The sequence below is a fragment of the Paraflavisolibacter caeni genome, assembly GCF_025628885.1.
Lineage (GTDB): Bacteria > Bacteroidota > Bacteroidia > Chitinophagales > Chitinophagaceae > Flavisolibacter > Flavisolibacter caeni.
This window is the reverse complement of record NZ_JAOTIF010000025.1, coordinates 1-14,485: the sequence shown is the minus strand read 5'-3', so window position 1 is coordinate 14,485 and position 14,485 is coordinate 1. Positions and strand designations below refer to the sequence as shown.

The window sequence follows — 14,485 nt, the reverse complement described above, 5'->3', positions numbered from 1 at the left end:
ATTACCAAATTTAACTTTGAAAAAAAGCGTAACCATCCTGTACTTTCGGTACCTGCAATTGTTTACCACTCTTGCATTTTATTTCAATTACACCTGGAATATTTTCTATTTTAGCAGAGGTAAAATTCTACTTTTTACCAGAAATACATTTATGGTATGACCTCTCATCCTTTCTATAAATTGATTCATATAGATGAATATTCTGCGATGCCAAAATACCAGCAGTTAGTTAACTCAATTATCAAAGCTATTGCAACAGAGAAGCTGAATATTGATGACCCACTGCCATCTATCAATGAATTAAGTTTTGAGTTTGAAATTTCAAGAGACAGTGTAGAAAAAGCCTATAAGCATTTAAAGAAAACTGGCATTATTGGTTCTTTTCCGGGAAAGGGTTATTACGTAAAAAATACTAACGTTGATAAAATCATCAAGATATTCTTGTTGTTCAATAAGCTTAGTGCTCACAAGAAAATTATTTATGAATCCCTTGCCAATAAATTGGGAGATGCAGCCACTATAGACATGTATGTTTATAATAATAATTTTACCTTATTCAAAAAGCTATTACTGAACTGTAAGGAGGACTATGATTATTACATTATTATGCCTCACTTTTTGGAGGGATCGGAAAACGCTCATAAATTCATCAATACCATTCCAAAAGATAAATTGATCCTGTTAGATAAAATTATTCCCCGTGTAACAGGAAATTTCAGAGCAGTATATGAAAACTTTGAAAAAGACATTTATCGTTCTTTGGAACAGGCTTTACCCAGGTTGAGTAAATACCATGCTCTTAATATTATATTCCCGGAATATACTTATTATCCTTCTGAAATCATTACAGGCTTTACTGCTTTTTGCCAGGAATATGCCTTTAATTACAACATCATTTCTGATATTAAAAAAGTACCCCTTGCACGCGGCGAGGTTTATATCAACCTTCTTGAAGATGACCTGGTAACACTGATTGAAAAATCGCTTGAAGAAAATCTTGTTATTGGAGAAGACATTGGCATCATCTCCTATAATGAAACCTCTATCAAAAAAGTGCTCCTTAATGGTATTACAACCATCTCCACAGATTTTCAAATGTTGGGCGAAAAAACAGCTGAATTAATTCTCAGCCAGGCAATAAAACAAGTTGAAGTGAACTTCTATTTGAACTTAAGGAACTCTTTATAATAAAACAGCCTGTCATTGCTGACAGGCTGTTTTCCTTATAGAATGATTAAAACGGGTTTTAAATAGACTTTTTCGCCACCACAGGTTTTACATTTTTCAGATCTACTACACTATTCAAATATTCTTCAATATTGGTATAACCATCTTTATTTTTATCCAGGCCTGCATCTGCTGCATTGTTTGGATTCAAGCCCACTTTAATCTCCCATGCATCAGGCATACCATCGTTGTCAGAATCTTTGTAAGGTGTTCCTTTATATTCAGGATATCCACCCACCTGGCTTGGATCAGTGATAATGCCAATCTTATAAGAATCGATAGGTAAACGACGGTGCTTGAATTGAGTCTCAGGCAACTTCACTCCTTCTTTATAATCTATTTTACCGGTTCTGATTTGCTCAGCAATCCTCTTATCTACAGCATCCCTTTTTGGTAAAGTAGCTCCCGCATTATTGATGGCATAATTGAAAGCATCTTGTGCAGATAGAATAGTCAACTCAGTCATGGGCAAAGGTTTGTTCACCTTCATGAACGGAGTGTATTTACCTGCATTGTTTTCTTCTTCCACCTGAACGCCACCATTCCAGTTATCTTTTGTAATCTCCGGATAACCTTCCATAATATTACCATTTACATAGCACCTTCCATATACATGGTATTTCAGTTTACTACGACCAGACTCAGGTTTCAGGATACGGTGTCCTACAGGTGTATTCTTAGGGGTAGCAGGACCTGGTTTGAAATAATTGTTGATGATATTGAACTGAGCACGGTAATCTCCTCCATCAATTGAACGGTGTACCCAGTTGAAAACCACGTTGTTCACAAAATTGAAGATGCCATTCCAACCCACAGATGGGTTACGTCCTGTATTGTTCGCCCAAAGGTTGCGCATGAACGTACAATTCTCTCCACCCAGCGTACTGCCAAATGCATGGTTCCAGGTATCCAATGATTCAGAAAAAATTGAGTTCTGGATCGTAATATTAACGGTTCCGAACTTGTCTTCAATTTTGCCGGTGCTGTCGTTATACATATGCCGGTACATGGACATGTTTTCATCCAATCCCCAGGAGGCAGATACGTGGTCAATCATGATATTACCAATTGGGTTACCGCCAATGGCATCATCTCTTCTACCAACATTTGTTTCGCCCCTGCGGAAACGCATATAGCGAATGATCACATCATGGGTATTGATCCAAACAGATTCTCCTGCAATACAAACTCCATCACCGGGAGCCGTTTGGCCGGCAATGGTAATGTAAGGAGCACGGATGATCAACGGCGTTTTCAGGCGGATGATCCCCGCCACATTGAAAACAATGGTTCTGGCGCCGCCTTGTTCGCATGCCCAACGCAGACTTCCGGGACCATCATCGTTCAAATTTGTCACTACGTATACTTTACCACCACGACCGCCGAAGGAGTATTTACCACCGCCTTCTGCACCGGGAAAAGCTGGGATACTGGCTTGAGGTAATTCATCATAACGTGAAGCCCATGGAATAAAAGGTTTGCCTTCCATGGCTTCTTTTTCCATGATGGGCTTTGCCTTTTCCCATGCAGAATCGGAATGCAAACGGGCCGCTTCCATCAACGAATCAGACCATGCTTTCACATCCTTTGGGATATCAGGATATTGGGCAGAAACGGTTTGTACTGCTCCGATAGCCGAGGCAAACAATAAAGACTTGACAAAATTCATTTTCATCTTCAAATTCGGTTTACTTGTTTTAAAGTTTGTAAATCAATAAAATCCCGGCAAGCAAGCAAAACCGTCTATTAAAAGTTACAACAAGGGGAATGCTAAACATTCCCCTTGCATTGCTGATTATTTATTGTTTATAATCAAATGTTCCAAGAGCACCACTATAATCATTCCATCCAATAGTTTGTGTCAACCATGGATTCACAGAAAGTACATTATCTTTTATTCCAGAAAGATAATAGTTCTGTCTGAAGTTAATTGATACTGATGTACCATTGATATTATCCATCGGTTTATCCGGAGAAGAAAGCACTATGTTGTTTTGAACAAAAGTTTTCAGAGCCTGCAATTGTGTTTGGAAATCAGCAGCATCCGGGTCAATAGAGATCGTACCCCTTGCAGCCGTCAATGGATCAGTATTGCTCGTAGTAGTAGTTTTATACTGCCAATGCTGGCCAGTGCGAGCGGTACCATTAATTGGAGCAATTCCTAATTTGGCACAGGTGTTATTACCTGCGGCAGCGTCATCATTATACAGCATCCAACGTTGAATATCCCAGAAGCGTTTGCCTTCATAAGCCAACTCAACACGACGCTCGTACAAACATGCTTCAATAGCAGCATATTTATCAGCTAAGGGGCCAATGCCATAATTGTTGGCAGAAGGGATACCTACACGATTACGAATCTTTCCAAGATAAATAACACAATTAGCAATATCACCTTTAGCAGCATAACATTCAGCAATGTTCAATAACAACTCTGCATAGCGGTATTCCATAATATCGGTACCCGTACGATCCAGGCCGACAAGATAACTAGCTTTCGGAGTTGTCATTTTAGAAACTACAGCAGGGCTAGTCACGGAGTTACCATCGCTATAAACAGGGGTGGATCCATTTTTCCATCTGTACAACCAAATTACAGAAGGTACATCGGTCTCTGCTATTGGCCACTTAGAACCAGAGAAAGCAAACGTGCGGTAGAACCTGGGATCCCTGTTCATGAAGAAGTTGAGCGCATCGTATCCATTTGCAGCAGTAGGACGGGTACCGTCTGCCAGTGGGAACAGATCGATCATTTCTTTAGGAGCAGCAATACCGCCACTACCTTTTTGCTTAGCTACCCTGATCGATTTTTCCCAACCATTCAAATTCGTGCCTGTGTTTAAAGTAGAATTGGTTAACAACTGCACCATGATAGCTTCTTTGTTGAAAGCATTATCATTCTTATACCACATTTCAGCCCAATCTTTACCTTTAGTAGTACCAGCACCATACAAGCCATATCCGGCATTAGTCAACGCTGTTTCAGCAGCCAGACCCGCATCCAATGCCGCTTGCCATTTAGCATCACTTGAATTATCCCAATTAGTATTAAATAAAGGGCTGGCAGCAGTGAGCAACACACGGCTCTTCATAGCCAGCGCAGCTGCACCTGTGAACCGACCAAAATTAGCACCATCCCATTGCATAGGCAATAAAGCGGCAGCAGAATCAAGGTCTTTTACAATTTGAGCAAAAACTTCTGAAGATTTTGCACGAGGCACTTGAATTGTTTCAGGCGCATCTTTGGTATCCTGAACGGTTGTTATGATGGGAACACCACCATAAACACGTACCAGATCAAAATACTGAAGCGCTCTGAGTAAAAACATTTGTCCACGGGATGTTTTTCTAAATGAAAGAGGCAGGTCTTTTCCTACTGAGTCTATTTTAGATAACAGGACATTACAGTTACGAATACGAGTATAAGGATTATTCGATAAACTAGCTGCAAGAGGAGCGCCATAATAGGCATCTGCATCCTGCGAGTTCACCAAAGTCTTCTGAGGATTAATGTAATTGCCAACAGTTCCACCGATCTCTTCCGTCATTTTTGTACGAGCATCGTCATATGTCCCAACCAAGGTAACAATTGGCGATTTATAGGCAGAAAAGTAATCATAATACACCCTGTCGATATACCAGCCTGTCTGTGCCTGGTTTTTGAATAAGTTCTCATCAAACTTATCGTAGCTCTTCATATCCTCGAGGAAATCCTGCTTACAACCGGTAAACATTACCGCAGCTAAGCAGATGGATCCTAATATTTTTTTCATTTTCTTAGATTTATATCTATGATTGTCAATAAAATTTATTTACTCACTTAAAAAGTAGCATTCACACCGAATGTCCAGGTTCTCAATGTTGGATAATCCGAGCTTGGGCTATCATACATGTTACGATAATGATCCGGATATGGATTGTAAAAATCCCACATGTTTACACCTGACAGAGAAAGCTTAACACCATCCATACGAATTTTACGAGCAATTTCCTTAGGCAGATTATAACCAAAGCTCAGGCTGCGTACATAACAACGGAATGATGAAATTTGCCAGAAATCAGATGGATTACCAATTTTAAAGTCATTATAGAACAGATTAGGATATTTACCATTTACGTTATCTGCAGCATCGAACATATCATTCAGATAACTCTCACGAGACCAGAACATTTGACCACTACTTGTTGGCTGTTTCAGGTAATCAATGGAATTGTATCCACCCCAGCTAGTTGCCAACTGAGCCTGTAAGCTTAAGTTTTTCCAGGAAGCACCCAGATTCGTATTAACGCTATAGGCTCTATTTTTATGAACTAATTCCGCATAATCTTCGTACTCGTTAATTTGACCATTTTGCCCGGCAATTGTTTTATTTGTAGCATCAAGCGCTCCTGCTCTATCTTCATAAGCCAGCATACCTGTTTTAATGCTTGTTTTATCTCCGCTAAAGTATTTTGGAGTAGTACCAGCTTTTGTAGCCAAATCGGTTAGGTAAGTCCAATAAGCATCAATATCTTCCTGGGTACGCAATAGTCCATCCCCGGTTGAAGTACCTTTCCAGGTGATAAAGCCATAAGCGGGACGAATGGTAGAATATCCTACTTGTTTGTCAATCTTTGATGGATAATCAAAAGCAGCAGTCGGATATTTTGTAACCTTGTTGTTCTCGGTTGCAAAGTTCATTCCTACACTATAATCAAATGCACCAACTTTATCCCTCCAGGTCGCACTCAACTCAGTACCCCAGGTTTTAATTGCACCAAAGTTTTGTTCAGCAAAAGCACCACCTACAGTAACAGGAGTACCAACCTGGGCACCCATCACTGTTAACATATCGGTTATATGATCATAGTATTGGTCTATGGTAATAGAAAGCCTGCTTTTCAGGAAAGAGGCATCTATACCAATATTGCGTTTAATCGTTTGATCCCAAGTCAGGTCCCTATTCGGAGTAACATCCGGATTCACTCCAGACACTAACATGCCGCCATTAGCAGATCCAAATCCCAACCCCTTATCAGCTGCATAGCTATATAATTGCGCCCATCTCCATGGCTTAACATTATCAATACCGGTTTTACCAATAGAAGCACGAAGTTTCAAATAGTTCACCCAGTCAAATTTGTCATTAAACCATTTTTCTTTAGACACTACCCAACCAGCAGAAAGACTTGGGAAGAAACCCCAGTAGTTTTCAGGAGCAAATTTGGTGGATGCATCTGAACGGAACAAGAACGACAACAAATACTTACTATCGTAGTTATAGTTTACACGACCCAGGTAAGAAAGGCTACCGCCTATACTCCTACCCACAATGGTATTGGAGGTATTCAATATACCAGCTGAAGAAGAGGCTCCATTATAACCATCTGTTGTACTTTCATAAAGAATCGTTTTATTCTGAAAATCCTGTTGGCTTTTCTCAACAGAAGCTACTGCAGAAATGTTATGGAGACCAAACGTGTTATCATAGTTAACAAAGAAGTTTGCCTGCTGCATTTTTCCAATCCTATCAGTATATCCAACACGCGTTCTACCGTTACTGATCCCTGTAAACCAAACAGAAGTTGCAGGATCATACAAGTGCGTTCCTGCTTTATCTGTATTTGTTGCCACAGAAAGTGTCTGAGGCAGCATCACTTGCTCATTGTTGTCCGCAGAATAACTTAATCCGTATGAACCTTTTACAGACAAACCCTTGATGAAAGGCAAATCATATTGCAATGAAAAGTTCGTATTATAATTGAAAGTGTTTGTTACAGTCTTAGACCCATTCTTCAACAGCGCAAAATAGTTCCAACCGGTAATGTTATTATTATTTACCGAGGTGCTCGCGCTTTTAGTACCCAAAGCAGGAGATATGAACTGATCAACACCATTTACGTTATATTGCCAGGGAATATATTTGGGCATGTGGGCCAATGCTGCATAATCGGTTTGTTCTGATTGCCTTGTATAAACACCATCATTAAGCGTTACTTTTGTAAACGATTTTTCAATATCCGTGTTATTACCTGCAACAGTAGCACTCAATTTCAAATTATTAGCCACCTTAACATCTGCACCTGTACGGAATGACCACCTTTCATAATCCTGGCTACCCATATTAGCACCCTGGCTATAGTAGGAGGCACCGGCAAAATAAGTAGCTTTCTCTGCACCACCACTCACATTAACTGAATGTTGCATTGTACCAGCAGCTTTCCAGGCTTCTTTACGCCAGTCATAATCCAGGGATTTCATTTTTTCCAACTCAGTTTCGTCAAACAAGTTAGCAGCGGCCCAACCTGCGGCACGCCCGTACCTGTTTGTGAATATACCATACTCATAAGCACTCATCACCTTTGGATGACTCACGGCATCGTTATATTGGAATCTACCAGAATAAGAGATCTTAGGAGCGCCAGCTTTTCCTCTTTTCGTCTTTACAACGATAGCACCCTGAGACCCCCTAGAACCATAGATGGCAGCACTTGCATCACGCAGCACAGTAATGCTTTCCACCTCAGACACATCCAAATTATTGAACGCATCCATAGAAGGCTTGCCATCTTCCGGATTAATCTGGATCACATCATCAATTACAATCAAAGGAGTTGTACTACTTCCATCTTTACTCCAGCCAAACTGCTGACGAATATCAATTGAAGGCTTCACACCAGGGCGGGAACTAACGCCAGAAATACTTAAACCTGGCACTTGTCCTGACAATGCTTCTGTGATCGTAGCCGTTGGTATATTCTCCAACTTCTTCACATCAACTGTTGCCACTGATCCGGTAACAGCTTTCGCTCTTTGTGTACCATAGCCCACAACAACAACTTCATCTAACGAAGCATTAGCAGTTTTTAACTGAATCTGAAAGTCTGTTTTTCCCCCAATACTCACTTCCCTTCGCTCCATACCAACATAGGAAAAAACAAGTGTCGAAGCACCGCTTGGTGCATTAATGGTAAAAGAGCCATCTGCATCAGTTACAGCAGAAGTTTTCAGACCTTTTACCTGCACAGTCACACCTGCCAAAGGCTGCCCTTTGTCATCGGTCACTCTACCAGTAATTGGCCCTGCATTGAAATATGCATGTCTGAACGAAGGATCACTCTTAAAATTTGGAGAAGCCATGGAGGGCACACCCACAACGAGTGTCGTCCCCAAGGCAAGCAATAAATGCTTCATAAGCTGTGTCGTTTAAAAATCTTTTAATTGGAAGTAAATTGATTCCTATGGCTATTAGGGGGTCATATAATTGTTAAAATTACATTTGCCCGCCCCCTGGGACAATGTCAAGTTTCACTGACATGATGGACAATCCTGCTATTTCATATATTATCCCATTATTTCATTGTTGTACTTTCATCTCTTAAATGGCAGGAATAATAAAAAAGCTCACCTTACGGTAAGCTTTTCCTGTTTCGTATCGTTAAAGATGAATAAAGGCTTTTATCATACTAAGATGCCTTATTCCCCTTCCTCGCTTCCTGTTCTGCCTTAATGCGTTTTTGCCACTCCTCTCCCGCCTGCTTCATATTAATACCTGAAGCTGAAAGATAATTATTGATCCGGCCTTTGTACTTACCAAACCACCCATGCTTTTTCTCAGAAGATTCCGCATCCATAGCCTTTTCGCGGGCTTCAACCAACCAGGCCATGATCTGCTTCTTTTGCTCCTCTGTAAGATTGGGAAGCATCTGCATGTAGCCATTATAAGTTAAGGGCACCACGCCATAAGTCATTCCATCTTTTACTTTCACCACTTGCTCACCTGTCAATTGTTTTCCTAATTGTTTCAGGTATTTCTTGTGTAGTTTTGCCAATTGCTTACTGGCCTTATCTTCAATCTTCTTCACACTAGCAGCAATAGCTTCCTTGCTTTGATCTGCTTTTGCCTTTTCGGCTTTTATCTGAATATCGCGGCTGGTGTGAATGTTATTCAGATTCTGATACTGCCTGGCAATAATTGTTTGCACACGCTCAGCTTTTGCAGCATCTTCAATACCCAGGTTGACTACAATTTTGCCGGCTCTTTGTTTTACTACATTATAATAAGCGGTATCAGCTTCCTTTTTAGTTTGGCTATCCTGCGCAAATGCAGGCGCAATAACTGAGGAAGACAAGCAAACCATCAAAGCAAAGCGACTAATTATTGAAGCCTTTGCTATAGATGAAAGACTAAATTTCATGAATATTTGTTTAAGGAATAAAAAACGAGGCATAAAGGTAAAATTGGCTCATACCTCCTGCAATGTCAGGATTTACTTTCATGATGGAACATTTTGCTATTTTCTGCTTTTTACATTATTCTTTTGGCGACCTCCAAGATAAAGTCCGAAACAGCAATCAGCCTGCTTCGAATTTCCATAGACAGATGAAAACAAGGCACCTGAACAGCATAATCCAATAATTCACTCATTTATATAATATCCCTTCATGGCATTTATTTTAGGCTCCAAAAATAGATAAACAACCAACTCTTCCATTAAAAAAGCTCCGAAAACCAGCTATTCTATATAATAATTTAGAAAGCTACAAAGCATTGTAAATCAAACATTTTCATAAATCAATTTGAGCGCGGAATAAAATTTATTTCGCATTAATAAAATTGTCCTAGTTTTAGGAATAATTGTTATTTTTACAATTCTTGTTTTATGAAAGAGAATCAATACGTTATCGGTGTGGATTATGGTACTGACTCGGTACGTTCACTCCTTGTAAATGCCAATACAGGACAAGAGATTGCTGCCTCTGTATTTTATTATCCTCGCTGGAAAAAAGGTTTATACTGCGATGCCGCTGCCAACCAATTCCGCCAGCACCCGCTGGATTATGTTGAAGGTCTGGAAGCAACTATAAAAGATTGTTTGGCTAAAGCTGGTCCTGAAGTAGCTGCACAAGTGCGCGCTATTTCGGTTGATACTACCGGCTCCACTCCTATAGCTGTAGATGAATCCGGAACACCGCTTTGCCTTCTTCCAGGCTTTGAGGAAAATCCAAATGCGATGTTCGTACTATGGAAAGACCACACCTCAGTTCAGGAAGCTGCAGAAATCAACATGCATGCGGAGAAATTCAATATCAACTACCTCCAGTATGTTGGAGGCATTTATTCTTCTGAATGGTTCTGGGCGAAACTCCTTCATATTTTAAGAGTAGATGAAAAAGTGCGTAATGCCTGCTATTCCTGGGTAGAACATTGCGACTGGATTCCTTATATACTTACCGGCGGACAGCAAGTTTCAGAAATGAAACGCAGCATTTGCGCTGCTGGCCACAAAGCCTTATATGCTGCTGAATGGGGCGGATTACCTCCTGAAGACTTCTTTACATCTCTTGATCCATTGCTTCAAGGCTTTACTCAAAGACTTTTCGCAGATGCGTCTTGTTCCAATAAAGCAGCCGGTATCATTTCCCAGGAATGGGCGAACCGTCTTGGCCTGACAACAAACGTAGTGATTGGTGTAGGTGCTTTCGACTGCCACATGGGTGCAGTAGGTGGCCAAATTGAACCCTATTACATCAGCAAGGTCATGGGCACCTCTACCTGCGACATCCTCGTAGCCCCGGTTGAAGAAGTAAAAGATACATTGGTAAAAGGTATTTGTGGACAAGTTCCTGGTTCTGTAATTCCTGGTATGATCGGTATGGAGGCTGGCCAGTCTGCTTTTGGTGATGCTTATGCCTGGTTTAAGAATGTTCTTGCCTGGCCTATGCAAAACATCCTTTCCCAATCCAAACTGGTTGATGCCGATACCATCAAAAAGCTCATTGAAGAAGCTACTGAAAAGATCATCCCTGAACTCAGCAAACAAGCAGCCGCTCTGTCTTTAGAAGAAGATGGCGAACTGGCCGTTGACTGGTTCAATGGTCGTCGCACACCTGATGCAAACCAATTATTGACCGGAGCCTTGACTGGTCTTAACCTGGGAAGTGATGCTCCTAGAATATTCCGTTCTATCGTAGAAGCAACTTGCTTCGGCGCTAAAGCAATCGTTGAACGCTTTGTTGATGAAGGTATCCCTGTTAAAGGCCTGATCGCCCTGGGTGGTGTTGCTAAAAAATCTCCTTTCATCATGCAAATGATGGCAGATGTCATTAACATGCCGATTCGTGTCCATAAATCAGAACAAACCTGCGCTTTGGGCGCTGCCATGTTTGCTGCTACAGCCGCAGGTATTTACCAAAATGTTGAACAGGCTATGGAAGTAATGGGACAAGGCTTCGATGCAGAATACTATCCTAATTCAGAGCGTGCTGTTATCTATGCAAAACGCTACCTGCAATACAAAGAATTGGGTGGCTTCGTGGAAAATCAAATACCATCTGTATCTGAATTGGCTGCTGTCTAACTATAAAATTTGAACAACAATAATCATAAAACAATAATTAATCAATCAATAGTCAGTAACGCTTGACATTTCACGCATCATGAGCAAATACCAACACATACAGCAAGCTGCTTACGAGGCAAATATGCAACTGCCTAAGCTAGGCCTGGTACTTTTTACCTTCGGCAATGTAAGTGCCGCAGACAGGGATCTCGGCGTTTTTGCCATCAAGCCAAGCGGTGTTCCTTATGAAGACCTCACTCCCGGGAAAATGGTGATTGTTGACTTCGACGGAAATACAGTTGAAGGCAAATTGCGCCCATCATCAGATACTTTGACCCATGCAGTCTTATATAAGCATTGGGAAAAAATTGGCGGCATTGTGCATACGCACTCTACCTATGGAACAGCATGGGCTCAATCTCAAAGAGATATTCCCATCTTTGGTACAACACATGCCGATCACTTAACCGTGGATATCCCTTGTGCTCCTCCTATGAATGATGAAATGATCAAAGGAAATTATGAATACCAGACCGGTTTCCAGATTATGGAATGCCTGGAACAAAAAGGATTGAGCTACGAAGAAGTAGAAATGATCCTGGTAGGAAACCACGCTCCTTTCACCTGGGGTAAAACACCTGAAAAAGCAGTGTACAACAGTGCTGTTTTAGAAACAGTAGCCCAAATGGCTTACCTGACCGAACAAATCAGGAAAGACGTCCCTAAATTGCAGGATTCCCTGATCAGGAAGCATTATGAAAGAAAGCATGGCCCACATTCATATTATGGTCAATAATAAATAACTACTTGCCAGTGATCTGTAATGATCACTGGCAAGTTTCATTTCTGGTACATTGAAAACAACCTATCAAAATATAACCCATTGATATTTGACGTCTGCTAACGATTTCTTTTACCATGAAAAAACTGATCACTTCTTTTTTACTGTTTATTACAAAACATCTCTTCAAAAGAAAGAGCTTATTTTCTATTACTGGTCTTATCCTTCACCCAGGCTAACAGTCCATAACTGCATTATCCACTTTATGTCTTAAAAAGCGGTAGTGCAATAAATCTTATAACAACATTCTTTACTTAATAAATACAAGTGTATGTTCTATGTTTCGTTGAATATTGATCGTACACCAATCACAATTCACAATCTCATAAAATGACAGATTTGAAACAATTGCAGGTGTGGTTTGTTACTGGAAGCCAGCACCTTTATGGAGAAGAAACATTGAAACAGGTGGCTGAACATTCCAAAACGATCGCCACTGCGTTGAACAATGCAAAACAAATTCCAGTTCAGGTTGTATTTAAACCTACCGTAAAATCACCGGAAGAGATTTACAACATCTGTGTAGAAGCGAATACCGACAAAAACTGTATCGGTATCATCGCCTGGATGCACACTTTCTCCCCCGCTAAAATGTGGATCGGTGGATTGAAGACCTTGCAGAAACCCTTATTACACCTGCACACTCAATTTAATCGCGATATCCCATGGGATAGTATCGACATGGACTTTATGAACCTGAACCAATCTGCTCATGGTGACCGCGAATTCGGTTTCATGATGACGCGCCTGCGCCAAAACCGCAAAGTAGTTGTTGGCCACTGGCAGGATGAAGAAGTTCTGAATAAGATCAATGTCTGGGCTAGAGCTGCTGCTGGCTGGAATGACTGGCAGGGGGCCCGTTTCGTTCGATTTGGCGACAACATGCGCTATGTTGCTGTAACCGAAGGCGACAAAGTAGAAGCCGAAATGATTTTTGGCTACTCAGTAAATACACACGGCATTGGCGACTTGGTAAAAGTGATCAATGAAGTGAGCGATGCTACTGTTGATGCTTTAATTCAAGAGTACTCTGATAGCTATGAACTACAGGAAAGCCTGAGAAAAGGCGGCGCGCAACATGCTTCCCTGCGTGAAGCAGCAAAGATTGAAGCCGGCATGCGTTACTTCCTGCAACAAGGTAATTACAAAGGTTTCACTGATACTTTTGAAGACCTCCATGGCATGGCTCAGTTGCCAGGTATCGCTTCTCAACGCTTAATGAAAGAAGGTTATGGCTTCGGTGGTGAAGGTGACTGGAAAACTTCTGCACTCGTACGTGTTATGAAAGTAATGGCCGCAGGTTTACCTGGAGGGAACTCCTTCATGGAAGACTATACTTACCATTTCGATCCTAGCAATCCAATGGTACTGGGTGCGCACATGCTCGAGATCTGCGAAAGTATTTCCAATGGAAAAACTTCTTGCCAGATCCACCCATTAGGTATTGGTGGCAAGGCTGATCCAGTACGCCTGGTATTTAATGTTGCCGGCGGTCCAGCGCTGAATGCTTCTGTAGTTGATATGGGCGGTCGTTTCCGTTTATTGGTAAATGATGTAGAAGCTGTGGATGTAACTCAGGAACTTCCTAAACTTCCTGTTGCCCGTGCTTTGTGGAAACCTTATCCTGATATGAAAACTGGTTGCGCTGCCTGGATCTTAGCGGGTGGTGCTCACCATACTTGCTATTCTCAAAACCTTACTTCAGAACACCTGGAAGATTTTGCAGAAATGGCAGGAGTTGAATTTGTTTTGATTGATAAGGAAACAAAACTGCATTCTTTCAAAAACGAATTGCGTTGGAACGACCTCTATTATCAATTAAAATCTAAATAATCTGAATGATGAATGACGGATAGGTTTAGGACAACGAGTCATTTACTTATTCGTCATTCCAAAAACCTTCTTTGCTTGTATGGAAAAGAACTTAGTTTTCGCTGACTACCTTGTATTCATTGTTTATTTTGTTATTGTGGCCTCCTATGGCTACTGGGTGTACAACAAAAAGAAAAAAGCCGTCACCGACACCCACGACTTCTTTTTGGCCGAGGGTTCGCTGACCTGGTGGGCCATCGGGGCCTCCATGATCGCCTCCAA

Annotated in this window: 8 protein-coding genes and 1 pseudogene; 5 read left to right on the top strand and 4 right to left on the bottom strand. The window is 41.1% G+C overall.

The window, feature by feature from the left end:
• The first annotated feature begins 156 nt into the window (after positions 1-156).
• Entirely contained in the window at positions 157-1,188 is a 1,032-nt protein-coding gene (locus tag OCK74_RS22395) for a GntR family transcriptional regulator (protein WP_279299327.1), read from the top strand.
• Between the two features lie 58 nt (positions 1,189-1,246).
• Here the strand turns inward: OCK74_RS22395 and OCK74_RS22390 are convergent, their stop codons facing one another.
• From OCK74_RS22390 to OCK74_RS22375, 4 genes are all read right to left on the bottom strand, one after another.
• Entirely contained in the window at positions 1,247-2,902 is a 1,656-nt protein-coding gene (locus OCK74_RS22390; protein ID WP_279299326.1) for a polysaccharide lyase, read from the bottom strand.
• Between the two features lie 124 nt (positions 2,903-3,026).
• Entirely contained in the window at positions 3,027-5,000 is a 1,974-nt protein-coding gene (locus OCK74_RS22385) for a RagB/SusD family nutrient uptake outer membrane protein (protein ID WP_279299325.1), read from the bottom strand.
• Between the two features lie 47 nt (positions 5,001-5,047).
• Entirely contained in the window at positions 5,048-8,401 is a 3,354-nt protein-coding gene (locus OCK74_RS22380; RefSeq protein WP_279299324.1) for a SusC/RagA family TonB-linked outer membrane protein, read from the bottom strand.
• A 272-nt stretch (positions 8,402-8,673) separates the two neighbouring features.
• The gene (locus tag OCK74_RS22375) at positions 8,674-9,405 is read right to left on the bottom strand and encodes a DUF3826 domain-containing protein (protein ID WP_279299323.1); all 732 of its coding nucleotides are present in this window, start codon (positions 9,403-9,405) and stop codon (positions 8,674-8,676) included.
• A 465-nt stretch (positions 9,406-9,870) separates the two neighbouring features.
• Between OCK74_RS22375 and OCK74_RS22370 the strand changes: the two genes are divergently transcribed.
• The 4 genes and pseudogenes from OCK74_RS22370 to OCK74_RS22355 all read left to right on the top strand — a co-directional run.
• Positions 9,871-11,568 (top strand): ribulokinase, encoded by a 1,698-nt coding sequence (locus OCK74_RS22370; RefSeq protein WP_279299322.1) that lies wholly within the window; start codon positions 9,871-9,873, stop codon positions 11,566-11,568.
• A gap of 79 nt (positions 11,569-11,647) precedes the next feature.
• Positions 11,648-12,346, top strand: coding sequence for an L-ribulose-5-phosphate 4-epimerase (locus tag OCK74_RS22365; RefSeq protein ID WP_279299321.1), 699 nt, complete (start codon positions 11,648-11,650; stop codon positions 12,344-12,346).
• 375 nt (positions 12,347-12,721) lie between these two features.
• Complete coding sequence (gene araA, locus OCK74_RS22360; RefSeq protein ID WP_279299320.1) at positions 12,722-14,224, top strand: L-arabinose isomerase; 1,503 nt, start codon at positions 12,722-12,724, stop codon at positions 14,222-14,224.
• A 79-nt stretch (positions 14,225-14,303) separates the two neighbouring features.
• Positions 14,304-14,485: pseudogene (locus OCK74_RS22355) on the top strand (sodium transporter); the annotation flags it as partial.

What these genes read in the sequence shown, in the direction of transcription:
- OCK74_RS22385 (WP_279299325.1), bottom strand. Translation starts at nt 5,000, where the DNA reads ATGAAAAAAATATTAGGATCCATCTGCTTAGCTGCGGTAATGTTTACC.
- OCK74_RS22395 (WP_279299327.1), top strand. Translation starts at nt 157, where the DNA reads ATGACCTCTCATCCTTTCTATAAATTGATTCATATAGATGAATATTCT.
- OCK74_RS22365 (WP_279299321.1), top strand. Translation starts at nt 11,648, where the DNA reads ATGAGCAAATACCAACACATACAGCAAGCTGCTTACGAGGCAAATATG.
- OCK74_RS22375 (WP_279299323.1), bottom strand. Translation starts at nt 9,405, where the DNA reads ATGAAATTTAGTCTTTCATCTATAGCAAAGGCTTCAATAATTAGTCGC.
- araA (WP_279299320.1), top strand. Translation starts at nt 12,722, where the DNA reads ATGACAGATTTGAAACAATTGCAGGTGTGGTTTGTTACTGGAAGCCAG.
- OCK74_RS22390 (WP_279299326.1), bottom strand. Translation starts at nt 2,902, where the DNA reads ATGAAAATGAATTTTGTCAAGTCTTTATTGTTTGCCTCGGCTATCGGA.
- OCK74_RS22380 (WP_279299324.1), bottom strand. Translation starts at nt 8,401, where the DNA reads ATGAAGCATTTATTGCTTGCCTTGGGGACGACACTCGTTGTGGGTGTG.
- OCK74_RS22370 (WP_279299322.1), top strand. Translation starts at nt 9,871, where the DNA reads ATGAAAGAGAATCAATACGTTATCGGTGTGGATTATGGTACTGACTCG.